Origin of the sequence: Streptomyces violens (assembly GCF_000717745.1) — a bacterium.
Taxonomy (GTDB): domain Bacteria; phylum Actinomycetota; class Actinomycetes; order Streptomycetales; family Streptomycetaceae; genus Streptomyces; species Streptomyces violens.
Window position 1 is genome coordinate 69,668 of the sequence record NZ_JOBH01000025.1, and the last position, 21,755, is coordinate 91,422.

General features: G+C 72.9%; 15 protein-coding genes and 1 pseudogene. 5 read left to right on the forward strand and 11 right to left on the reverse strand.

All coding sequences use genetic code 11. The annotated features are described in order from the left end of the window. The first annotated feature begins 302 nt into the window (after nt 1-302). On the forward strand, nt 303-890 hold the full coding sequence (locus IF04_RS0133425) for a TetR/AcrR family transcriptional regulator (RefSeq protein ID WP_030266740.1): 588 nt from the start codon (nt 303-305) through the stop codon (nt 888-890). On the opposite strand, the gene IF04_RS0133430 is transcribed toward IF04_RS0133425, so the two are convergent. The 3 genes from IF04_RS0133430 to IF04_RS0133440 form a co-directional block, all read right to left on the reverse strand. Then, nucleotides 879-2,063, reverse strand: a complete 1,185-nt coding sequence (locus IF04_RS0133430) for an MFS transporter (RefSeq protein ID WP_030266743.1) — start codon at nt 2,061-2,063, stop codon at nt 879-881. The genes IF04_RS0133425 and IF04_RS0133430 overlap by 12 nt on opposite strands. Before the next feature lie 94 nt (nt 2,064-2,157). Further along, a complete protein-coding gene (locus IF04_RS0133435) occupies nt 2,158-2,892 on the reverse strand; it encodes a thioesterase II family protein (RefSeq protein WP_030266746.1) in 735 nt (244 codons plus the stop codon). Then, nucleotides 2,889-4,697 (reverse strand): non-ribosomal peptide synthetase, encoded by a 1,809-nt coding sequence (locus IF04_RS0133440; RefSeq protein WP_245654591.1) that lies wholly within the window; start codon nt 4,695-4,697, stop codon nt 2,889-2,891. Before IF04_RS0133440 ends, IF04_RS0133435 begins: the two co-directional genes overlap by 4 nt. A 195-nt stretch (nt 4,698-4,892) precedes the next feature. Between IF04_RS0133440 and IF04_RS0133445 the strand changes: the two genes are divergently transcribed. From IF04_RS0133445 to IF04_RS0133460, 4 genes are read left to right on the forward strand one after another with little or no spacing between them, the layout of a single operon-like run. Further along, complete coding sequence (locus IF04_RS0133445) at nt 4,893-5,672, forward strand: TylF/MycF family methyltransferase (protein WP_245654587.1); 780 nt, start codon at nt 4,893-4,895, stop codon at nt 5,670-5,672. Nucleotides 5,673-5,701: 29 nt separating this feature from the next. After that, nucleotides 5,702-10,621: a non-ribosomal peptide synthetase gene (locus IF04_RS0133450; protein WP_169746163.1), complete on the forward strand. Its 4,920-nt coding sequence runs from the start codon at nt 5,702-5,704 to the stop codon at nt 10,619-10,621. Nucleotide 10,622: 1 nt separating this feature from the next. Then, nucleotides 10,623-13,742 (forward strand): type I polyketide synthase, encoded by a 3,120-nt coding sequence (locus IF04_RS0133455; protein WP_051831797.1) that lies wholly within the window; start codon nt 10,623-10,625, stop codon nt 13,740-13,742. Then, entirely contained in the window at nt 13,742-14,500 is a 759-nt protein-coding gene (locus tag IF04_RS0133460) for an alpha/beta hydrolase family protein (RefSeq protein WP_030266763.1), read from the forward strand. Before IF04_RS0133455 ends, IF04_RS0133460 begins: the two co-directional genes overlap by 1 nt. On the opposite strand, the gene IF04_RS0133465 is transcribed toward IF04_RS0133460, so the two are convergent. The 8 genes and pseudogenes from IF04_RS0133465 to IF04_RS0133500 all read right to left on the reverse strand — a co-directional run. Next, nucleotides 14,497-15,465 (reverse strand): EamA family transporter, encoded by a 969-nt coding sequence (locus IF04_RS0133465; RefSeq protein ID WP_157847750.1) that lies wholly within the window; start codon nt 15,463-15,465, stop codon nt 14,497-14,499. The genes IF04_RS0133460 and IF04_RS0133465 overlap by 4 nt on opposite strands. 20 nt (nt 15,466-15,485) lie before the next feature. Further along, a complete protein-coding gene (locus IF04_RS37940; protein ID WP_051831798.1) occupies nt 15,486-16,748 on the reverse strand; it encodes an ATP-grasp domain-containing protein in 1,263 nt (420 codons plus the stop codon). Next, on the reverse strand, nt 16,745-18,283 hold the full coding sequence (locus IF04_RS39180; protein ID WP_030266770.1) for an FAD/NAD(P)-binding protein: 1,539 nt from the start codon (nt 18,281-18,283) through the stop codon (nt 16,745-16,747). Before IF04_RS39180 ends, IF04_RS37940 begins: the two co-directional genes overlap by 4 nt. A gap of 99 nt (nt 18,284-18,382) precedes the next feature. Next, on the reverse strand, nt 18,383-19,144 hold the full coding sequence (locus IF04_RS0133480) for an IclR family transcriptional regulator (RefSeq protein WP_078601141.1): 762 nt from the start codon (nt 19,142-19,144) through the stop codon (nt 18,383-18,385). A 27-nt stretch (nt 19,145-19,171) separates the two neighbouring features. Then, the gene (locus tag IF04_RS0133485) at nt 19,172-19,540 is read right to left on the reverse strand and encodes a nuclear transport factor 2 family protein (RefSeq protein WP_245654588.1); all 369 of its coding nucleotides are present in this window, start codon (nt 19,538-19,540) and stop codon (nt 19,172-19,174) included. After that, nucleotides 19,537-20,715 carry a LeuA family protein gene (locus IF04_RS0133490; protein ID WP_030266778.1) on the reverse strand — a complete coding sequence of 393 codons (1,179 nt, stop codon included), beginning with the start codon at nt 20,713-20,715 and terminating at the stop codon, nt 19,537-19,539. Before IF04_RS0133490 ends, IF04_RS0133485 begins: the two co-directional genes overlap by 4 nt. Before the next feature lie 269 nt (nt 20,716-20,984). Beyond that, nucleotides 20,985-21,398, reverse strand: a complete 414-nt coding sequence (locus IF04_RS0133495) for a DUF2000 domain-containing protein (RefSeq protein WP_030266780.1) — start codon at nt 21,396-21,398, stop codon at nt 20,985-20,987. Between the two features lie 161 nt (nt 21,399-21,559). After that, nucleotides 21,560-21,755: pseudogene (locus IF04_RS0133500) on the reverse strand (3-isopropylmalate dehydratase small subunit); the annotation flags it as partial.

Consider the following 21,755-nt stretch of genomic DNA (forward strand, 5'->3'; position numbering starts at 1 on the left):
ACAGCCTTCTTTCGCGTGTGTGGTGCGCGGTGGGTGTCGGTGGTCTCGGTGTGGGGTACGCGGTGGTCGACGAGGCGCGGGGCACGGATGGTGGGATCGGCCGGGCGGAGGGCCGTACAGTCCCGTCACGCAGGCTCTGAACCGATCTCGGTCACCACCGGCCGTCCACTCCCCCGTAATCTGCCGCTATGGTGAGTCTAAGCGGACAACTGTCCGTAACCACGGAACCTATCGGACAGCTGTCCGCTTAGCAAGGCCCGCCCGGCGGTGATTCCCGTGCGCGGTTCTCGGAAGGAGGACGAGTGCAGCAGCCGAACGACCCACCACTGCGCTCGGACGCGCAACGGAATCGCGAGCGCATCCTGGAAGTGGCGCTGGCCGAACTGACGCGCTCGGCGGACGCCCCGCTGAGCACGATCGCGAAGAAGGCGGGCGTCGGGCAGGGGACCTTCTACCGGAACTTCCCGAACCGCGAGGCGCTCGTCCTGGAGGTCTACCGCTACGAGATGCAGCAGGTCGCCGACGCGGCGGCCCAGCTGCTCGAAACCCGCCCGCCGGACCAGGCGCTGCGGGAGTGGATGAGCCGCCTCGCCCAGTACGCCATGGCCAAGGCCGGTCTGGCCGACGCGATGCGCAAGGCCACCTGCTCCCAGGGCAGCCTGGCCGGCCTGGGGCACGCCCCGCTGACCTCGGCCGTGACGCTCCTGCTGAGCGCGAACGAGGAGGCCGGCACCATCCGTCCGGGGGTCACCCCCGACGACTTCCTGCTCGCCATCGCCGGCCTCTGGCAGATCGGCGCCCAGGGGGACTGGGAGTCCCGCGCCACCCGCCTCCTGGACCTCGTCATGGCCGGGCTCCGCGCGGGCGCGCCAGGACGGTCAACCGGCTGACGGCAGTGGCGTGGCCTCGCGCGTACGCGTCGCGCGGTGGAAGGCGGCCTCGGGCAGGAGCGCCAGGGCGCAGACGGCCGCGGCGGGGAGGGCGATCCAGCGGCCGTCCAGCGGGGACAGCAACGACAGCAGCAGGCCGCCGGTCGCGCCGCCGAGCGCGGCTCCCACGTAGATCACCGAGCTGTTCATCGACACGGCGAGCGGCCCGGCGGGCCCGGCCAGCCGCAGCAGCCGGTGCTGCTGCGGCGCCGCGTACATCCAGCCGGTGACGCCCCACAGCACCATGGACGCCAGCGCTGTCGGGAAGGAGTCCACGGCCCAGGGCATGGCGAGGAAGTTGACGGCCATGCCGACGACCGAGATCAGGACGAGCCGGCGGCCGGCGGGCCGGTCCATGCAGGCCCCGGCGACGGCGTTGCCCGCCATGCCGCCGAGGCCGAAGGCGAGCAGCAGCACCGCGAGGCGGGTGCCGTCGCCACCGGTCGCGTCGGCGAACACCGCGCCCGCGTAGGTGAGGACGGAGTACTCGGCGATCACGGCGCAGACGGTGACGGCCAGTACGGCCCGGATGCCCGGTCCGCGCAGGGCGGCGAGCCGCTCGCGCGCGCCGACGGCAGGCCGTACCGTACCGATCCCCCGCAACCCCCTGACCAGGCACAGCCCGACCGCGGCCGTGCCCAGCGCGAGGACGACCAGGGTGGGGCGCCAGCCGAAGGCCGAGGCGGCCCACGTGCCGGCCGGGACGCCGAGCACGGAGCCCATCACCAGCCCGCTGTTGACCAGCGCCAGCGCCCTGCCCTGCCGGTCCTCGGGCACCAGTGCCGCCGCCAGCGCCGCCACCTGCGGGGTGAACTGGCAGGCCCCGGCGGCCACCAGCACCCGGCCGGCCATCGCGGCCAGGAGCGAGTCGGCGCCGGCGCAGACGAGATTGCCGAGCGCCGCCGCACAGAGCGCGGCGGTCAGGGTGGTGCGCGGCGCCCGGTTGCCGAGCGCACTGGACAGCAGCGGGCCGAGCACGGCGTAGGCGAGCGAGAAGGCCGTCATGAGCTGGCCGGCGGCGGCGAGCGTCGTACCGAGGGAGTGCCCGATCCCGGGCAGCATGCCGGCGATGACGAAGACGTCCGTGCCGAGGAAGAAGGTCCCGGCCGCGAGCAGGTAGAGCCGTTCCGGCATGGTGGATGCTGTCCTTTCGGGCCTGCGGGGCCGGGGGCCTGGGATGCGCGGGCCTGCGGGCTTGGGGGCTTGCGGGCTTGGGGCGTGCGGGGATTCAGGCCAGGAAGGTCGCCGCCTTGACGGCCGCGGTGATCTCCGGCGGGAAGCCGTCGAGGTAGAAGTGGCCGCCGGGGAACGTACGCAAGGAAAAGTCCGCCGTGGTCCGGGCGGCCCAGCCGGCTGCGGCGTCCGGGTCCACCAGCGCATCGTCCCGCCCCGTCAGCACGGTGATCGGGCAGGACAGGACTGCGTGCGTATCCGGTGCGTACGACGCGACCGCCCGCCAATCGCTGCGCAGCGCCGGAAGAACCAGGGCGCGCAGCTCCGGGTCCGCCAGCAGCGCCGGGTCGATACCGCGCAGCAGGCGGAGCTCCTCGACGATCTCGTCCTCGGTGCCGAGGCGGAGCGCCGGGCGGCGGTCCGGCGGGACCATGCCCGAGACGATGAGACCGGCGGGCGGCGCAGCGTACTTCTCCTCCAGGCGCCGGGCGGTCTCGAAAGCGAGCAACGCGCCCATGCTGTGGCCGAACAGGACCGGTCGGGCGCCTTCGATGTCCCCGGCGACCGCCTCGGCGATCCGGTCCGCGAGGACGCCGAGATCCTCGATGGCCGGTTCCGCTGCCCGGTCCTGGCGGCCGGGGTACTGCACGCCGAGCACCTGCACGGCGGGGCACAGCACGGCGGACAGCGGGAAGTAGTAGCTCGCCGAGCCGCCCGCGTACGGGAAGCAGAGCAGCCGGCGGGCCGGTGCGGCCGAGCGGTGGAAGGTGCGGATCCAGGTCGGCCTCATACCGGTCTCCGTTCGGTGACCAGGGCGGTCAGCGCGCCGATGGTCGGCTTCTCCAAGAACTCGTGGATGTCGATCCGCACCTGGAAGCGCGCGTGCAGGCGGGTGACGAGGAGGGCGGCCGAGAGCGACGTCCCGCCCAGTTCGCCGAACGGCCGGGACGCGTCGCGCGGGTCGACGGGCACGCCCAGTACCTCCGACCAGAGCTCGGCAACGGCCCCCTCGACGCCGCCCCGGTGGGAGGTGGAGAACGCGGCGGGTGCGGTGGAGGGCGTACGGGCCGGGGCGGTCACCGGGGGTGGCAGCCGTCTGCGGTCGATCTTGCCGTTCGGGGAGAGCGGCAGCGACGCGGCGGTACAAAGGTGCCGCGGGACCATGTGGTCGGGCAGCCGGGCGGCGAGGTGCCGGCGCAGGGTCTCCTGCCCGGCCTCGTGCCCCGGCTCGGCCACCACATGGGCGACCAGCTGCCGCTCGGCGCCGGGCGACGGCTCCCACGGCACCACGGCGCACTCCCGGACCGCGGGATGGCGGCCCAGTACGGCCTCGATCTCGGCGGGCTCGACACGGTAGCCCCGGATCTTCACCTGGTCATCGGCCCGGCCGCGGTACTCCAGGATGCCGTCCGGGCGGCGCGCGACCAGGTCGCCGGTGCGGTACATACGGACCCGCGCACCGCCCGGCTCCGCCTCGGCCACCGGGAAGCGCTCGGCGGTCAACTCCGGTTCGGACACGTACCCCAGGGCCAGGCCCGCTCCCGAAAGCCACAGCTCGCCGGCGCGTACATGCGCCGCGAAGCCGGGTACCGGCCGGCCGATGGGCGGGGCGTCGGGCCAGGACCGCGGCGGGCCGGTGAGGGTATGGGCGACCGCCACATGCGTCTCGGCGGGCCCGTAGTGGTTGTGCAGCCGGCAGCCGGGCAGCCGCTCGAAGAACGTGCGGATTCCCGGGGTGATGCGCAGCGCCTCGCCGGCCGCCGCGACCTCCCGCAGCCCGGTCGGGAAGCGGCCGAACGCGCAGGCCAGGTCGGCCAGTCGGCTCAACGCGACGGGCGGGACGAAGAGCCGCTCGATCTCCCACTCGACCAGGCGGTCCAGCACGCGCTGCAGGTCGGCGCGTTCGTCGTCGGCCGGGGTGTGGAGGGTGCCGCCGCTGCACCAGGCGGTGAAGACCTCCTGCACGAAGACGTCGAAGCCGAGGGGCGCGAACATCATGGTGCGCAGCGGCCGGCCGGACGTACTGGCCAGGGTCCAGGCGATGAGGTTGTCCAGGGCGCGGTGCGGCATGGCGATGGCCTTGGGGCCGCCCGTGGAGCCCGAGGTGAAGACGGTGTACGCCGGGTCCTCGGGGCGCGGCACCACCGGCTCGAACGCGTCGTCCGGAGTTCCGCTCCCGTCAGCGGTCCCGATCCCCGCCCCGGTCCCGTCAGTCCCTTCCGTACCGTCCATGACCAGTACGCGGAGACCGTCCGGCACCTGGGCCGGGGCCTGGTCCGGTGTCGTGAGGGCGATGCGTGCCCCGCTGCGCTGCCACATGTGGCGGGTGCGGTCCTCGGGGTAGCGGGGGTCCACGACGCAGAAGGCGCCGCCCGCGCGGAGCACGGCCAGCACTGCCACGCCGAGCCGCAGACCGCGCGGCGCCTGGACGAGCACCACGTCCCCCGGGCGCACGCCTTCGCGTACCAGGCGCCGGGCGACCGAGTTCGCGCGCCGGTCCAGTTCCGCGTAGCCGATCCGGCCGTCCGGGGCGATCAGGGCGGTGGCGTCGGGACGCCGCCGTACCTGTTCCCCGATCAACTCGCCCACGCGCATGGACACCAGCTCTCTCCTCCGCTCCGCCGGCCGGCGCCCGGCCGACCCGGCGACGATGCCACGAGCGCGGGCCGGCCCGGCAGAAGGCTTTCGTCCTGCGGAAGACTCGGCCGCGACCCGGCACAACGTCCCTAGGGTCCAGAGCGGGATCACCCGCACCGGTCCCTCCCCCTGAGACGCCCTGGGATGGTTGTCGTGCACTCGACCGCGCAGACCGAACAGACCGAAGACACCGCACAGCTGTATCTGGACCTGATGAAGAAGGTCCTGGCCAACACCATTTACGAGGACCCGCCCATCCCCGCGACCTGGGCGCCGGCCGAGCAGTACGACGAGCTCAACCGGCGGCTGGGCGTCGACTGGCCGAGCGTCGCGCACACCATGATCGGGATACGCCGGCTGGAGAACGTGGAGAGCTGCGTCAAGACCGTTCTGGCGGACGGCGTTCCCGGCGACTTCATCGAGACCGGGGTGTGGCGCGGCGGTACCTGCATCTTCCTGCGGGCGATTCTCAAGGCGTACGGCGTCACGGACCGCCGGGTATGGGTGGCCGACTCCTTCCAGGGAATGCCGCAGGCGGATGCCACGACGCACGATGGCGACCGCGAACTGGCGACAGACCAGTACAACGCGTTTCTCGCCACCGATCTGCCCACCGTGCGCGGGAATTTCGAGCGGTACGGGCTGCTGGACGAGCAGGTGTCCTTTCTGCCCGGCTGGTTCAAGGACACCCTGCCGACCGCGCCCATCGACCGGCTTTCCATTCTCCGGCTGGACAGCGACCTCTACGAATCCACGCGGGACACGCTCGTCCATCTCTATCCCAAGCTGTCTCCCGGCGGATTCGTCATCGTCGACGACTACCACATTCCGGTGTGCCGGGAAGCGGTCCACGACTGGCGTGACGAATACGGCGTAACGGAGCCGATCGAGGACATCGACGGTCTGGGCGCGTTCTGGCGACGCGGCGCGTGACGGGCGGCGGAGGAATGGAGAATCGCGAAGTGGCAAGCACTGCGGACGTACTGGCATTGGTCGCCCGGCAGTTGGGGCGTCCGGCGGAACAGCTCGACGGTGACCGGACGTTCGTGGCCTCCGGCGCGGATTCGCTGTCCCTGATGGCTCTGGCGAGAGAGGTACAGAAGGAATTCGGAGTGCGGGTCTCGGTCCGGGAGCTGTTCTCGGGGACCGATACCCCGCACAAGCTGGCGGGGGTGCTGGCGGAGCGGGGGGCGGTTTCGGCGACGGCCCCGGAGGTCGCCCCGGAGCCGGCCGCGGGGCCCGCCGTGGAGTCGGCCGCGGGGCCCACCGTGGAGCCGGCGGAAGAGTCGGCCGTGGAGTCGGCGGGAGAGTCGGCCGTCGCGGTCGTCAATGCCCAGCTCCGGCTCGCGGACCGGATGTTCACCAAGTTCTCTGAGCTGGCGGCCGAGCAGCTGCGGGTGCTCGGCGGGCTGCGGCCCGCAGACGCCCCACCGGCGGTGCGGCCCGCGGACGCCCCACCGGCGGTGCGGCCCGCGGACGCCCCGTCGGCGGTCCGCACCCCGGCCCCCGAGGCCACCCGACTGCCCTCGCCGGCGCCGGCGCCGGCCCCCTCCCCGCGCCCCGCCGCCACACCGGCCCCCACCGACCGCCCCGATTTCAGCCTCTACTTCTTCGGCGACTATCCGGACCAGAACGCCGCGGTCAGCTACGAACATTTGCTCAAGGCCGCGCGATTCGGCGACGAGCGCGGATTCCACACGCTCTGGATCCCCGAGCGGCATTTCCATTCCTTCGGCGCGCTCTTCCCCAATCCCTCGGTGCTCGCGGCGTCCCTGGCCACCGTCACCTCCCGCATCCGGCTGCACGCCGGTTCCGTCGTGCTCCCGCTGCACCATCCCGTCCGGGTCGCCGAGGAATGGTCCGTCGTGGACAATCTCTCCGGCGGCCGGGCGGGACTGAGTTTCGCCAGCGGCTGGAATTCCCGCGATTTCGCGCTGGCGCCGGAGAATTACGGCCGCCAGCGGGACGTGATGTACGAAGGACTGGAGACCGTACGGGAATTGTGGGCCGGGCGTACCGTGCCGGCCATGTCCGGCACCGGTGAGGCGGTGGAGATCGCCCTCCACCCCGCGCCCGTACAGGAATCGCCCCCGATGTTCGCCGCCGTGCTGTCGAACCCGGACAGTTATGCGCGGGCGGCGCGGGCCGGGCTCGGCATCGTCACCAATCTGATGTCGCAGAGCGTCGAGGACCTGCGGGAGAACATCGCGCTGTACCGGCGTACCCGCGCGGCCCACGGCCTGGATCCGGACGCGGGCCGGGTCGTCGTGCTCGTCCACACGTATCTCGGCGCGGACGCGGAACGGGCGCGACAGGAGGCCCGCCGGCCCTTCTGCGACTATCTGCGGTCCTCGCTCGGCCTCTTCGACTCCCTCGCCAACAGCCTCGGGATCGACGTCGACCTGGCGGCCACGGACCCGGAGGACCTGGACTTCGTCCTGGACCGGGCGTACGACCGGTACTGCGCGTCCCGGGCCCTGATCGGCAGCCGGGACAGCGTTCGCCCGGTACTGGATGCGCTGACGGCGGCGGGCGCCGACGAGATCGGCTGCTTCATCGACTTCGGTGTGCGGCCGGACCTGATGCTCGACGCGCTTCCCGAACTGGACGGACTCCGCGAGGAGTACACACGGCCCGCCCCACAGTCCGCCCCACGGCCCGAGGACAACCACGCTCCGCGACCCGAGGACCGGCACCCTCCGCGCACCGACGACCGGCGCGCCCCCGCCCCCAGGCGCGCCCCCGCCACCCCCCTCCAGCGCCGCATGTGGCTGCTCGACCGGATGCACCCGGGCCGGCACACCTACCACGAGCCCAAGGCGCTGCTCCTCGAAGGCCCGTTGGACACCGATGCGCTGCGGGTCGCCCTGCGGCGTACCGTCGACCGGCATCCGCAGCTGCGTACCGTCTTCCGGGAGAACGCCGAGGGCGTCCTGGAGCAGACCGTGCTGGACTCCGTCGCCGTCGACTGCCCGGTCGTCCCGCTGACCGGCCTCGACGACGACACCGCGCTGCTGCGTCTGCGGGACGACGCGGACGCCGAGGACTTCGATCTCGCGCGGGGGCCGCTGCTGCGCGCGCGGCTCGGCCGGCTCGCCGACGACTGCCATCTGCTGTACCTGGTCGCCCACCACATCGTCTTCGACGCCGCCTCCACCGAGGTCCTGTGCCAGGACCTGGCCGCGTTCTACCGCGCCTGGCCCGGCGAGCCGACGGATCTCGCCGAGGTGGGCACCGCCGCCGTGCCGCCCGCGGACGAGGACGCCCCGTCCGACGGTCACCTCACCGAGGGCCTGGAGTTCTGGCGCCGCGAGCTGTCCGGTGCGGCGCCCCTCGAACTGCCCACCGACCGGCCGCGGACCGCGGCCCCGGCGGCCGGCGCCAGCCTCGCGCACACCCTGGATGCCACGCTGTCCGAGCGCGTACGGGCGCTCGGCAAGGAGCAGGGCTGCACGCTGTTCATGACGCTCCTCGGCGCGGTCGGCGCCACCCTCGGCCGGTTCGCGGGACAGGACGACGTCGTGCTCGGAACGGCCGTCAGCAACCGGCCGAGCGACGCCGCGCACACGGTCGGCATGTTCGTCGAGACCCTCGCGCTGCGGCTCGATCTGTCGGGCGACCCGGCCTTCGGGGACCTCGTACGACGGGTCGGCGCCCGGACGGCCGAGGCCATGCAGTACCGGGACATCCCCTTCGACCAGGTCGTCGAGGCGGTCAACCCGGAGCGCGCCGCGGGCCGGAACCCGCTGTTCCAGGTGATGGTGGAGTTCGAGGCGCACAGCACGCCCGACTTCGGCGGCACCGGCCTGACCGCCGAGCTGCTCGACGTACCGCGCAACGAGACACCGGTCGACCTCACGCTCTACTTCGCCGACCGCCCGGACGGCATCCGCTGCACCGCCGAGTACGACACCGAAATGTTCGACGGGACCACGGTGCGCCGGATCGTCGAGTACGTGGCGGAGCTGCTGCGCCACGCGGTGGACTCCCCCGGCCTCCCGCTGTCCCGGCTGCCCGCCCTCACCGAAAGCGACCGGCGGGTCCTCGACCGTCTGCAGGGCGAGCGGGTCGACGCGGGCCCCACGGACCCGGCGACGCTCCACGGGCTCGTCGAGGCGCGGGCCGCGGAGACACCCGACGCGGTGGCCCTCGTGGGGGACGGCGAGCCGGTCGGCTACGGCGCGCTCGACGCCGCCGCGAACCGGCTCGCGCACGCCCTCGCGGCCCGGGGCCTGGACCGGGGTGACACGGCCGCGGTCTGTCTGCCGCGCGGTACGGCCCTGATCACCGCGATCCTCGCCATCCTGAAGTGCGGCGCCGCGTACGTACCCGTGGACCGCTCGCTGCCCGCCGAACGCCGCCGGTTCATGCTGACGGACAGCGGCGCCGCGCTGGTCGTCGCCGACCGCGAGGTGGACGGCGGGGACGCGGAGAGCTTCCCGTGCCCCGTCCAGTGGATCGACGACCTCGACGATGCCCTGCCGGACACACCTCTCGGGCGGACGGTGGACCCCGAGGACGCCGCGTATCTCATCTACACCTCCGGGTCGACCGGCCGGCCGAAGGCGGTGGCCGTACCGCACCGGGGCCCGGTCAACCTGATCCGCTGGCAGCTGCGGAGGTTGGGGGCGCTGCGTACGGTCCAGTGGACCTCGCCGGGCTTCGACGTGAGCGTGCAGGAGATCTTCTCGACCCTCGGCTCCGGCGCCACGCTGGTCCTCCTCGACGACGCGACGCGTCACGATCCCGCCGCGGTGGCCGACCGGCTGCGGGAGTACGAGGTGCAGCGCATGAGCGTGCCGTTCACGCCGCTCAAGAGCCTGGCGGGCGAGCTGGCGCGGGTGCCGTCGCTGCGGCAGCTCCTGATCGGCGGCGAGAAGCTCACCCTCACGCCCGAACTGCGCGCGCTCGCCGCCGCGTGCCCCGGGCTGACGCTGTACAACCAGTACGGGCCGACCGAGACGTCCGTGGTGGTGACCTCGCACCGGGTCGATCCGGCCGCCGGGCCGGTACCGCCCATCGGCCGGCCGGTCGACAACGTGACCGTCCGCATCGTCGACGGCCACGACCGGCCGGTGCCGGTCGGAGTGGTCGGTGAACTCCTCATCGGGGGCGTGCAGGTCGCGCACGGCTACGTCGGTGATCCCGAGAGCACGGAGCGCGGCTTCGGCACGGCCGCGCCGGATTCCGGCGCCGCGGAGCGGTACTACCGGACCGGCGATCTCGTCCGGCTGCGGTCGGACGGCGTCCTGGAGTACCACGGGCGCCGGGACACGCAGGTGAAGATCCGCGGCCATCGTGTGGAGCCCGAAGAGGCCCAGTGGGCGCTGAGCGGGCTGCCCGGCGTACGGGAGGCCGCGGTGCTGGCCCGGCCCGACGCGGCGGGCGAGACGGCGCTGGCGGCGTACGTCGTACCGGACGGCCCGAGCGCCGGCCACGGCGTGGAGGCAGCGCCCGGGGACGACTGGAGTACGCCGCTGCGCAGGCGGCTGGGCGCGGTACTGCCGCACTACCTGGTGCCGCAGCTCTGGCTCCGGCTGGACCGTATGCCCTACGGCCCCAACGGCAAGCTCGACCGCGCCCGGCTGCTGGCCATGGGCACCGCGACGCCCGCCGACGGCCAGGACGCCGAGGGCGGCCCCGGCGAGCCGGCCGATCTGCAGGAGCGGGTGGCCAAGCTGTGGGCGGTCGAGCTGGGCGGCGGCACCGTGCCGCCGGACCGGTCGTTCTTCGACGCGGGCGGGAACTCGCTGTCCGCTGTGCGGCTGCTGGAGCGGGTCCGCGCGGAGCTGGGCGTCAAGATCCCGGTGGCCGAGTTCTTCGCCGCGCCGACCGTCCGCGCCATGGCGGACCGGCTGGCGTCGGCGCGGAAGGAGCCCTGACATGGCCCACCGCACCGAACAGGAGCTGCTGCGGCACATCCGTACGGCCGTCGAGGACGTCCTGGGGCGGCCGGCGGACCCGGCCGCGCCGTTCTTCGAACTGGGGCTGACCTCGCTGGCGCTGGTCCGGGTGCGGCTGCGCCTGGAGCGTGACCTGGGGCGGCCGCTCACCGACACCGATCTCTTCGAGCACCCGAGCGCGGCCGCCCTCGCGGCCCATCTGGCGACCGGTGACGGCTCCGAGGATGCCGCGGCGCGGGAACGCGTCGGCGGGCCGCCGGACGGGGACGACCGGCGGATCGCGATCGTCGGCATGGCCGCGCGGCTCCCCGGCGCCGCCGATGTCGATCAGTACTGGGAGAATCTGCGGGCCGGGGTGTGCAGCGTGCGCACCTTCGCGCAGGATCCGGGAGCGCCGGCCGGGCCGGACCGGGTACCGGTGGCGGGCGTGCTGGACGACGCCGACCGCTTCGACGCCGGTTTCTTCGGGATGAGCGCGCGCGAGGCCGAACTGACCGACCCCGCGCACCGGTTGTTCCTGGAGTGCTGCCAGCGCGCGCTGGAGCACGGCGGGTACGCGGACGCCGGGTCCGACGGCGACGGTGGTCGCCGCATCGGCGTCTACGCGGGCGGCGGGATGAACCTCTACGGCCCGCGCCTGCCGTACTACGCCCGGAACGGCTCGGGCACCGGCGGCATCGCCGCGGAGATGCAGCGCCTGATCGGCGGCCAGTACGACTTCCTGGCCACCCGGGTCGCCTACCGGCTCGGCCTCACCGGCGCCGCGATCGGCGTCCAGACGGCCTGCTCGACCTCGCTGGTGGCCGTCCATCTGGCCGCCCAGTCCCTGCTGTCCGGCGAGAACGACCTGGCGCTGGCCGGAGCCGCGGCCGTGCATCTGCCGCAGGAGGCCGGGTACGCCTACCAGCCCGACTTCATCCTGTCGCCGAGCGGCGTCTGCCGGGCCTTCGACGCCGCCTCGGACGGCACGGTCGGCGGCAACGGAGTCGCCGTCGTACTGCTGAAGCGGCTGGACCGGGCGCTGTCGGACGGCGACGAGATCCATGCCGTGCTGCTCGGCTCGGCGGTGAACAACGACGGCGACGCCAAGGCGGGGTTCACCGCGCCGGGCGTGCGGGGCCACACCGAGGCGGTACGGCAGGCACTGGCCCGCGCCCGGGTCGCGCCCGAGTCGGTGGGGTACGTGGAGGCCCACGGCACCGGCACCGAACTGGGCGACCCGGTCGAGTTCGCCGCGCTGGCCCGCGCGTACGGGACGCCCGGGGACGGTGCCGGCCGGACCCGCCAGCACTGTGTGCTGGGCTCGGTGAAACCGAGCGTGGGGCATCTGGACACCTGCGCGGGGATGGCCGGGCTGATCAAGACGGTGCTCATGCTCCGGCACCGGACCCTCGTGCCGACGGTCAACGCGACCCGGCCCAGCCCCCGGCTGCCATGGGCCGAGAGCCCGTTCCGGCTCGCCACCGAGACCCGCGAGTGGGCCACCGAGGAGGGTGCGCCGCGGCGTGCGGGGGTCAGCGCGCTCGGGTTCGGCGGCACCAACGCCCATGTCGTCCTGGAGGAGCCACCCGTCCGGTCCGCGACACCGCAGCCCGCCGCGCCGGTACCGGTGCCGGTCAGCGCCCGCGACCCGGAGTCGCTGCGCGAGCTCGCGGCCGCGCTCCGCGACCACCTCACCCGGCATCCCGGCATCCCCGCCTGCGACGTGCTGTTCACCCTGGCGCGCGGCCGGACGCACCATGCGTACCGGACCGTGGTGCACGGCCGGACGGCGGCCGAACTGGCCACCTCCCTGGGGGACTTCCTGGCCGGCCCCGAGGGCGGGGACCGGCGCGCGGCCAGCCGCCCGGGACCGCCTGCCTTCGCCTTCTCCGGGCAGGGCACCTCCCCCGTCGGCGCGGCCCGCGGCCTCTACGCCGAACTCCCCGTCGTCCGCGAGGTACTGGACACCTGCGAGGAGATCCACCGGCGGACGGAGCGCGGCAGTCTGCTCGATGTGCTGCTGGCGGACGGGGCCGAGGCCGTACCCGCGCAGCCGGCGGTGGCCCAGCCCGCGCTGTTCGCCCTGCAGATGGCGCAGGCACGGTGGTGGCGGTCGGTGGGCGTCGAGCCGTCGTACGCCATCGGCCACAGCCTCGGCGAGATCGCCGCGCTCTGCGATGCCGGCGCGTTCTCGCTGGCGGACGGTCTCCGGTTCGTCATCGCCCGGGGGCGCGCCATGAGCTGCGGGGCGATGGCCGGCGGCATGCTCGCCGTGGCCGCCGACGAGGCTACCGTACGGCGCGTCGGCGACGCGGCGGGTCTCGATGTCGCCGCGGTCAACGGCCCCCGGTCCCATGTGCTCTCCGGGGCGCCGGAGCGGGTCGAGGCCGCGGAACGCCTGCTGGCCGCCGAGGACCTCACGTATCGGCGGCTGGCCGTCGACCGGGCCTTCCACTCCGCGCTGCTCGACCCGGTCGCGGACGAGCTGCGGGACGCCGCCGCGAAGGTGCGCTTCACGGCGCTGCGGATGCCGTGCGCCGACACCGCCGGGGGCACGGTGCTGGACGCGGGGACCGTACTGGACGCCGGCTTCCTGGTCCGCCAGGCCCGCCGCCCGGTGCTCTTCCACGGAGCCCTGACGGCCCTCCGTACGGCCGGCTGCGCGGACTTCCTGGAGACCGGGCCGGGGGACGTGCTCACCGGGATGGGCCGCGCCGCCCTGCCGGACAGCCGCTGGACGGCGAGCCGGGCCCGCGGCACGGCTCCTGACCTGGCGCTGTGGCCCGCGCTCGGCGCGCTGTACGAGCAGGGCACGGACGTGGACTGGGCGAGCATCGCGCCGCATGGACGGCGGATCCCGCTGCCGGGCCATCCGTTCCGCCGCGACCGGTACGAGATCCCTGCTCTGCCGGGGGCTGCAGCGGAACCGTCCGCGCCGCCGGAGACGGCCCCGGAATCCCGCACGGCGCGGCCCCGGCCCGGGACTCCGCAATCCGCCGTCCCCGGGACGCCGGAAGCCGGCGTGGCCGCCCGTCAACTCGCTCTCATGGGCCGCATGTTCGACGACATGGCGGACCTCATGACCGCACAACTCCGCTCGCTGGAGGAACAGCACTGATGGACCACCACGACGAGCCGCTGCTGCTCGTACTCGACTACCCCGGTTACCGCCCGGAGGCCCGGTTCGCCGATCTCCGCCTGGACGGGCACGGCGTACGGACCCACGACCTGCTGCGCCGTCCGCTGCCCCGGGTCACGAACGGCTCGGAGTACGCCGCGCGGTCGCTGCTCGCCAACCCGGCACCCGCCGGCCCGGTCACCGCCATCGCCGCCTACTGCGCCTCGGCCCCGCTGGCGTTCGAACTCGCCCGGGCGGTCACGCCCGAGGGCGGGGCCGTGCCCCGGCTCGTCCTCGTCGACGCCGAACCCGGAACGCTCACCCCGGTCCTGGACAGTTACCGCGACGCGCTCGCCCAGCTGGGTGTCCACCCGGCCGAGGAGGAGATCCGCGAGCGGGCGGACCCCGACCGCCTCGCCCACGACCCGCGGGGTTTCGTCGACGCGCTCGTGGACGATCTCGAACGGCGGGCCGCGGAGGCACTGCGCGCGCTGGGCAGCGGCCCGGCCGAGGCCATCGAGAGCGCGGCGCACATGGCGGGCGCGTACGCCGACTGGCTCAGCCATCTGGTGGCCGCGCACCGCTCCCGGGTCTCCCCCTGGGACGGCGAGGTCCTGCACATCGACTCCGCCGGCGGCTCCGGTCGCCATTTCGCGCACGGTGCCGCCGGCGTACGGGAGATACGGATCGACTGCGACCGCAAGGACCTGCTGCGCAGCGAGGAGACGCGCGAAGCGGTACTGTCCGCGCTGCGCTAACCGGGGACCCGCGCGGACTCCCGACCGGACCTCCGGCCGGACTCCGCGCGGGAACCGGCCTCCGTACCGTCGCCATCGCCCGCGCCCTTCGACGGCTCCTCCCGGGACAGCCGGGCGTACCACAGGGCGACCGCCATCAGCGCGCAGATCAGCGCGAACGACAATCCGTCGAAGCCGCCGTGGAAGGCGGTCTCGGCGAGATAGGTGACGCCGGGCAGCGTGGTCAGCAGCACCATCGCGACCATCGGGTCTGCGCCCTGGAGCCCGCGCTGCAGCAGGAACAGCGGCACGGTGACCGCCAGGACGCCGGTGACCAGCAGCGCCGGCCAGTCCGCCGACCGCACCGCACTGGTGCCGCCCACGACGAGCAGCAGCGCGCCGCCGCAGAGGAAGGTGAGGTGGAAGCGGTGCGCGGTGGCGTGCACGGGGTCGATACCCCGGCGCCCCAACTCCGCTGACACCAGGGCGAGTACGGACGCGCCGATGCCCGCGACGAGCACCAGCCCGATCCCCGCCGCCGCCCCGGCCGACCGCATCCCGCCGTCCCCCGTGAAGCTCCAGGCGATGGCCCCGCCGAGCACCACCAGCAGGCCCGCCGCCGCCCAGCCCGGAGCGGTGGCCCGCCGGCCGATCCCGGCGAGCCCGAGCAGGGCGAGTACGGCCGGGCCGATGGCGGTCTCGATGCCGGTGGCGAGCGCGGAGGGGATCCAGCTCAGCGCGGCGTAGAAGCTGAGGAAGGTGACGGCCGTGACCACGTTCATGGCCAGGAGCAGCCGGCCGGCCCCCGGCGGCGGTGCGACGGGCGCGCCGCCCCGCCCCGCACGGCGGCGCCGGACCAGCAGCACCGCGTTGAAGACCACGGCGGCGGCGCCGAATCCCGCGCAGGACAGCGCCAGGCTGTCCGTGGACCCGAGCCGGCCGGAGACGAATCCGTACACCCCGGACTGCAGCAGTACCGATGCCATGATGCAGAGGACGGGCACGGTCAGTCCCCGCTCTCCGCGGCCGGGGACGTGTCGCTCTCGTCCTCGATGCGGTACAGCTCGCCCGCGTCCTCGATCTCGTGCAGGACGTCGAGGCTGTGCTGGAGCAGTTCGGCGTCCTCGTGGACGAAGAAGGCGACGCCGCAGCCGCCGGTGGTCAGCTGCCCGTCCCGGACCGGCTCGCCGACCGCCGGGATCCGGGCCACGCTGTGGAATCCGGGGAGCCGGCGGACCCGGCGCAGACCGTCCAGCGCCCGCACCGTGCCGGCGCGGTGTGCCCGCAGATAGACCTTGGCGAGCGACCGTCCCGGCCCGTACGGCAGGTCGAAGCGGTTCGTGAACTCCTCGGGCCGCAACAGGCTTTCCGCCAGCAGATGGGGGCTGCTGTACCCGTACGCGACGTGGTAGGCGTCGGCGGACAGGTACGGTCCCATGAGCCGGGAGTTGACCTCCACCAGGCGCGGGCCGCCCGCGGTGAGGATCACTTCGGTGTGTGCGGCGCCCTCGCGGACGCCCAGCGCGTCCAGGCAGCGCATGACGTACGCGACGAGCTCGGTCTCGGCCTCGTCGAGCGTGCGGCGGGAAACGATGTGCCGCAGGACGGGCGCGCCCTGCTCGCGGTCGATGCGCTCGGCGTAGATCTCGGCGAGCAGGTGGCGGCCCGTCATGCTCACCGTGTTGACGATGTACTGGGGGCCTTCGAGGAACTGCTGGACCAGTACGCCGTCGTTGACCTCGCCCATGAGGTTGCGCCGGCCGCTGTTGGCGCGGAAGGCGTCGATGGCCTGGCCGGCGTCGGCGCAGATGTGGCAGCCGTCGCTGCCCGCGCTGTTGAACGGCTTGACGACCACGGGGAAGGTCCCCCAGCGGTCCAGCACGGTGCGCAGCTCGTCCTCGCTGCGCACGGCTTCGGTGCCGGCGTGCGGCACGCCGGCGTCGGCCAGCGCGCGGGCCATCCAGTACTTGTCCCGGCGGGCGGCGCGCAGCTCGTGGCGGTGATGCGGCACACCGAGGGCCTCGGCGAGCTCGTCGGCGAGGGTGACGCCGAACTCGCTGCCCGCGAGCACGGTGGTGACGCCCATCGCGCGCAGCCGCCCGGCGGTCGCGTCGAGGCCGGTGTGCACCACGGTCTTGACCGGCAGGCCGCCGGACGGTGCGGCGGGCGCCCGGTCCTCCGTGTAGACGTGCAGGAATTCGGCCCCTTCCTCCAGCAGCGCTTCGGTCAGTTGCGCTCCGCTGGAGACGGGGTTGACGAGGGCGATCACAGGGCCGTCCTTTCGGCGAGCGGCTCGGTTGTTCCGGGGCTGTACTGCCCGAGTTGGTCGGCGACGACGGCCGCGTGCTGGGCGGCGGCCCGCAGGTAGTTGACGATGGGGAAGCGCGCACCGGCGCCGGCGCCCAGCGCCCAGATGCGTTCGGCGGGGCCGTCGGGCCGCAGCCGTATCCGCAGGGTTTCGAGGATCTCCGGCCGCGGCCCGGCGTCGTCCGCCTCGACTGCGGCGCCGTCCGCTGCCCCGCCTCCGATGCGTACGCCGGTGGCGGTGGTCGTCAGCGGCGCGACCCGGTATCCAGAGGCGCACACGATGTGGTCGAAGGTCTCGGTGGTGCCGTCCGGCCAGCGCACCGACCATCCGGTCCCGCTCGGCTCCATCCGTTCCGGGTAGCGCGGGGCGACGCGGAGTCTGCCTTCGGTGAGCCAGCCGTCCAGCAGGGTGGCGTTGCGCAGCGGGAAGGCCGATATGTAACGGGTCATCAGGGCGCGGTAGCGGGGCAGCACACGGGCGCGCACGTCGGCGCGCCAGCGGGACACCTGGGCGTTGACGGTGTCGATGAGCTCCGCCATCACGTCCTCCCAGGGGATGCGGCCGGCCGCGGCGCGGTGCCGTTCCTCGCGCAGCAGGGTCGCGGGCCGCCCCGAGAGCCGGGGCCGGGCGACCCGGGCGCCCGGCGCTCCGGCACGGATGGCGGAGAGCAGTTCGCGGGCGACGGTGCGGTCCAGCGCCGTGTCGTCCGCGGGTCCTTCCGGGGTGCCGCTCGCGGCGAGGGCCGCCCATACGTCCTGGCGCAGCCGTGGGGCGGCCGGGCGGACGAGGCGGTTGCGGACGGCCGGCAGCATGCCCGAGGGCGAGGTCATGACCGTACGCCGGTTGCCGGTCCTGCACAGGGTCACCGCCGCGTCGATCGCGGACAGCTTGGTGCCCAGGACCAGGACGCGGGCGTCGGCGGGCAGCCGGCGCAGCTTGTGCGAGGGGTACGGAGTGGCCATCAGACGGGGGTGCCCGGCGTACGGGCGGAGCTCCGGCGGCAGGACCGGGTTGTCAGCGCCCGCGCAGAACAGGATGTCGGTGCCGGTGACCGATCCCCCGCCGGCGAGCGCCACTCGGTACGCCGTGGCGTCCGTGTCCGTGTCTGCGTCCGTGTGCCGGTCGATGGCCACCGCGCGGTCGCGGATGTGGGTGACGCGGGTGCCGGCCCGGCGGGCCGTGTCGGAGTACTGCCAGAAGCGCTCGCGGCAGTACTGGCCGACGAGGTAGCGGGGAGCGAAGTCGGCGCGGTGCGCCGGGTGGCCGCGGGACGCGAGGTAGTCGAGGAAGTCCGAGCGCCCGTCGGCCTTCAGGGCCGTCACGTCCACGGAGGTGTTGCACAGCAGGGCCGGGTCGGTGGTGCCGAAAGCGGTGCCCAGGCCGATGGGGCCGGGCGCCACGAAGGTGACGCGTTCCACCCCGGAGCTGCCCGCCAGATGCGCGAAGGCGCTCACGGCGGTGGCGCCGCCTCCGATGATGACAATTTGCTTGCTCACAGTGATGCCTCACCGGGGAGTAGTTCAGTTCAAGGGAACGCCCGTACGGGAAGGGGCGCCCGGCCGGGTGGTGCCGGGCGCCCCAGAGATCGCGGCCGGTCAGGCCGCGACGGCGTGGCGGCGCGGCAGCGCCCGCTGGACACCGGCCGTGGCGGCGATCAGCATCTCTCGCCAGTGCCCGATGGCGGAGCCCTCGGGCGTGGAAAGGCCGATCGCGGCCACGGCGACGCCCTCGTCGCAGACGGCCATGGCGACGGTCTGCCGGCCGGGGCGCCCGGTGTCGTTGAGCACCGCACAGCCGTGCCGGCGGATCAGTGGCAGGCGGCTGCGTACGGACGCGTCGGCCCGCAGCGCCTCATCGGTCCGCGGTGCTCCGCCGGCCCGTCCCGTTTCGCCGTCCGCGCCGCGATGGGCCAGCAGCGCCAGCCCGCAGGCGGACTCGGTCAGCGGCCTGCGCAGTCCTCTCAGGTCCGCCGAGCGGATGCCCTCACGGGGCCCGAGGTGTTCCACGCACACCGCGTCGTCGCCGTCCGCGACGACCAGCTGTACCTCTTCGCGGGACAGCTCGGAGAGGGACAGCAGGGCCGGCAGGGCCGCCTCACGCAGTCCCGTACGGCTGGGCGTCAGCGATCCGAGCTCCCAGATGCGCAGCCCGATCCGGTAACGCCCGTCCTGATCGCGGTCCAGCGCGCCCCAGGATTCGAGTTCACCGATGAGCCGGTGTGCCGTGGCCAGTGGAAGTCCGGTGCGCCTGGAGAGGTCGGAGAGCGACAGGCCGCTGTACACCCTGTCGAATGCTCCGAGAATCGCCAGCGCCCGGCTCGTCACCGATACGCCCACGGCTTTGGCATTGCCTGCCACAGTTCCCCCATCGTTCGGTAACGGTCCTCACACCAGCGGCGCGTAGAAGAACGTTTCCCGCCGGCCGAAACGACCGTCCGATTCGAGCGTGAAGAAGTCGGCGAATTCCACGGAGACCTGCCGGCCGTCCTTGAGTTCGCCGGAGAAACTTCCGGAGACCGCGACCCGAGGCAGCTGTTCGGTGATGGTGTGCACGGTGTGGCTGCCTTTCCGGATCACCCGCTCCCCCCGGTAGAACGCTTCCAGCTCGGCCCGGCCGTTCATCGCTTCATAGCCGGGCCGCCGGTAGACGGCTTCTTCGGAGAAGAGGCCCAGAAGGCCGTCCACATCGTCGGCGTCGACCCGTTCGTAGTAGCTGCGGACCAGTTCTTCCGCCTTGCTCGGCACCGGGCTCACCGGGCCTTCCGCGGCCAGTCGGCCAGCTCGCGGTCGAGGCGGTCGCGCACCACCGCAAGGTCCTCGCAGTCGCTGCCCGGACGCTCGGCGATATGCGTCTCGTAGAGCGCTTCCAACTGCTTGTCATCCACCTCGACGCCGATCTGGTCGAGCAGATGGCGCAGTACCGCACGGCCGGAGTGCCGGCCGATCAGAATCGTGGTCTCACGGCCGAACACGCCGGGCCGTACGTATTCGTACGTCTCGGGGTTGCGCAGCAGGCCCTGCTGGTGAATTCCGGCGGTGGTACCGAAGGCATAGGCCCCGACGATGGGCTTGTTGCGCGGCTCCTCCAGCTTGATGATCTCGCGGAGCCTGGTGTAGGCGTCGTGAATGCCCGCCAGGTCGATATCGCTGTGCACGCCGTAGTAATCGCTCTTGTAGGCCAGTACGGCGGCGAGCTGCTCCAGCGGGGTGTTGCCGGCCCGCTCACCGATTCCGCCGAGCGTCACCTGGATCTCGTCGGCACCCGCTTCCATACCGGCCAGCGCATTGCCCAGCGAAAGGCCGAAGTCGTCGTGGCAGTGGGTGGAAATGCGGACGCCGGGCACCCATTCGCGGAACTTGGCGATCAGCTCACCGTACTGCCCGGGGACCAGGGCACCGACGGTGTCGGGAACGACGATGCAGCTCGCGCCGGCCTCGACGACCGCTTCGGAGACGTTGCGAAGGTGCTCGTCCGCGCCGCGGGTGGCGTCCTCGATGGCCACCGCGACCTCTTCGACGCCGAAGGACTTGGCGAACTCGACGACGTCGACGATCTCCGCGACGGCTTCCTTGCGCGTGATGCCGCGCTTGTACTCGAGGTGGATGTCGCTGCCCACGGTCACCGTCTCCACCTGGTGGTTGGCGGTGCCGCCGGCCTCGACGGCCGCCTCCACGTCGCCGCGCACGGCACGGCAGAAGGTAACGAACTGAGCGTTCGTGACGCTCTTGGAGATGAGCCGGGTCGCTTCGAAGTCACGGGGCGACGCGGCCGGGAAGCCGGCCTCCACCCGGTCCACGCCCAGGGCCTCGATCCGCAGCGCGATATCGAGCTTCTCCTCGGGCGTCATGGCATTTCCGGGTGCCTGCTCCCCGTCCCGCAGAGTCGTATCGAAGACCGATATACGTCGCGTTCCCTTGTCAACTGACACAGAGCCCCCAGCGTTTGGTGAGTATCAACATGCGAGATGCGGAGCGCAGCCGAGAAGGCGAACCCCCACGACCCCAGAAGTTAACAATGGCGGGCGGTCCGAACCAGCGTTGCCGAATCTGTTCAGCACCGATGGCCATTCCGCCGTTCACTCATTCGCCCTGAGCGCGCGGTAGCACCGTCGCAGCGAACATAAGGGAGCGGGATCGCCGATCACGCCGCGCCGGGCCGAGAACGCAGTTGTCTCACCATGCGAGAATTCGCGGAGATTCAGCGATAGAGCGGAAGCTGTCCGGTGAGGGAATCGACGGCCGGCCGCGGGCCGTGCAGCATCACGCCCAGATACCGCATGTCCTCCGGCTTGGTGCCGCCAAGAGTCGCCAGATAGGCGTCGTAGGTACGCGACTTCTGCGCGACCTCGCTCATATCGGCGACCAGCACACCGTCCAGCGCCGCGGCGTCCGCGTACAGTTCCTTGAGGCGTTCGGCGGACGCCTTGAGCACCGGAACGGGGTGTGTACTCATCCCCAGATGCCGGTGCCCGGAGGCGTCCGGTCCGTCCGCACCCACCAGATCCGATGCCCGATTGCCGAGGCTGATCCCCAGCAGCGCAGCGGTATTGAGCGCGACGCCGACCGGAAGTTCTTCCGCGATGACGACAACGGCCTTGGTGGGCAGGGACATGGACTACCTCTTTGCTCTGCGTCGTGACATACCGCCTGGTTTGGGGCGGTCGCAGAACGAGGTTAATTCGCCCGGTCCGCGGGGCTGCGGCCCGGTGAATGTTGTTCGTTTTCCGTCAGCCGTTCACAGGGTCGGCGGACTTTGTGCGGATCGGGCTCGGACTACAGAACGACGTTCGGCTTGAAGGGCAGCCTGTTCGCTTCGTAGGCGGCGATGGAGTCTTCCTCCCGGAGGGTGAGGCTGATGTCGTCCAGGCCTTCCAGCAGTCGCCAACGGGCGTTCTCGTCCAGCTCGAATGCGGCCTTGATGCCCTGGGCGCGTACCTCGCGGTGCACCAGGTCGACGGTGACCTCGGCG

Coding starts and splice junctions, on each gene's coding strand:
- IF04_RS0133495 (WP_030266780.1), bottom strand. CDS start 21,398: ATGTCCCTGCCCACCAAGGCCGTTGTCGTCATCGCGGAAGAACTTCCG.
- IF04_RS0133455 (WP_051831797.1), top strand. CDS start 10,623: ATGGCCCACCGCACCGAACAGGAGCTGCTGCGGCACATCCGTACGGCC.
- IF04_RS0133435 (WP_030266746.1), bottom strand. CDS start 2,892: ATGAGGCCGACCTGGATCCGCACCTTCCACCGCTCGGCCGCACCGGCC.
- IF04_RS0133465 (WP_157847750.1), bottom strand. CDS start 15,465: ATGGCATCGGTACTGCTGCAGTCCGGGGTGTACGGATTCGTCTCCGGC.
- IF04_RS0133460 (WP_030266763.1), top strand. CDS start 13,742: ATGGACCACCACGACGAGCCGCTGCTGCTCGTACTCGACTACCCCGGT.
- IF04_RS0133430 (WP_030266743.1), bottom strand. CDS start 2,063: ATGCCGGAACGGCTCTACCTGCTCGCGGCCGGGACCTTCTTCCTCGGC.
- IF04_RS0133440 (WP_245654591.1), bottom strand. CDS start 4,697: ATGCGCGTGGGCGAGTTGATCGGGGAACAGGTACGGCGGCGTCCCGAC.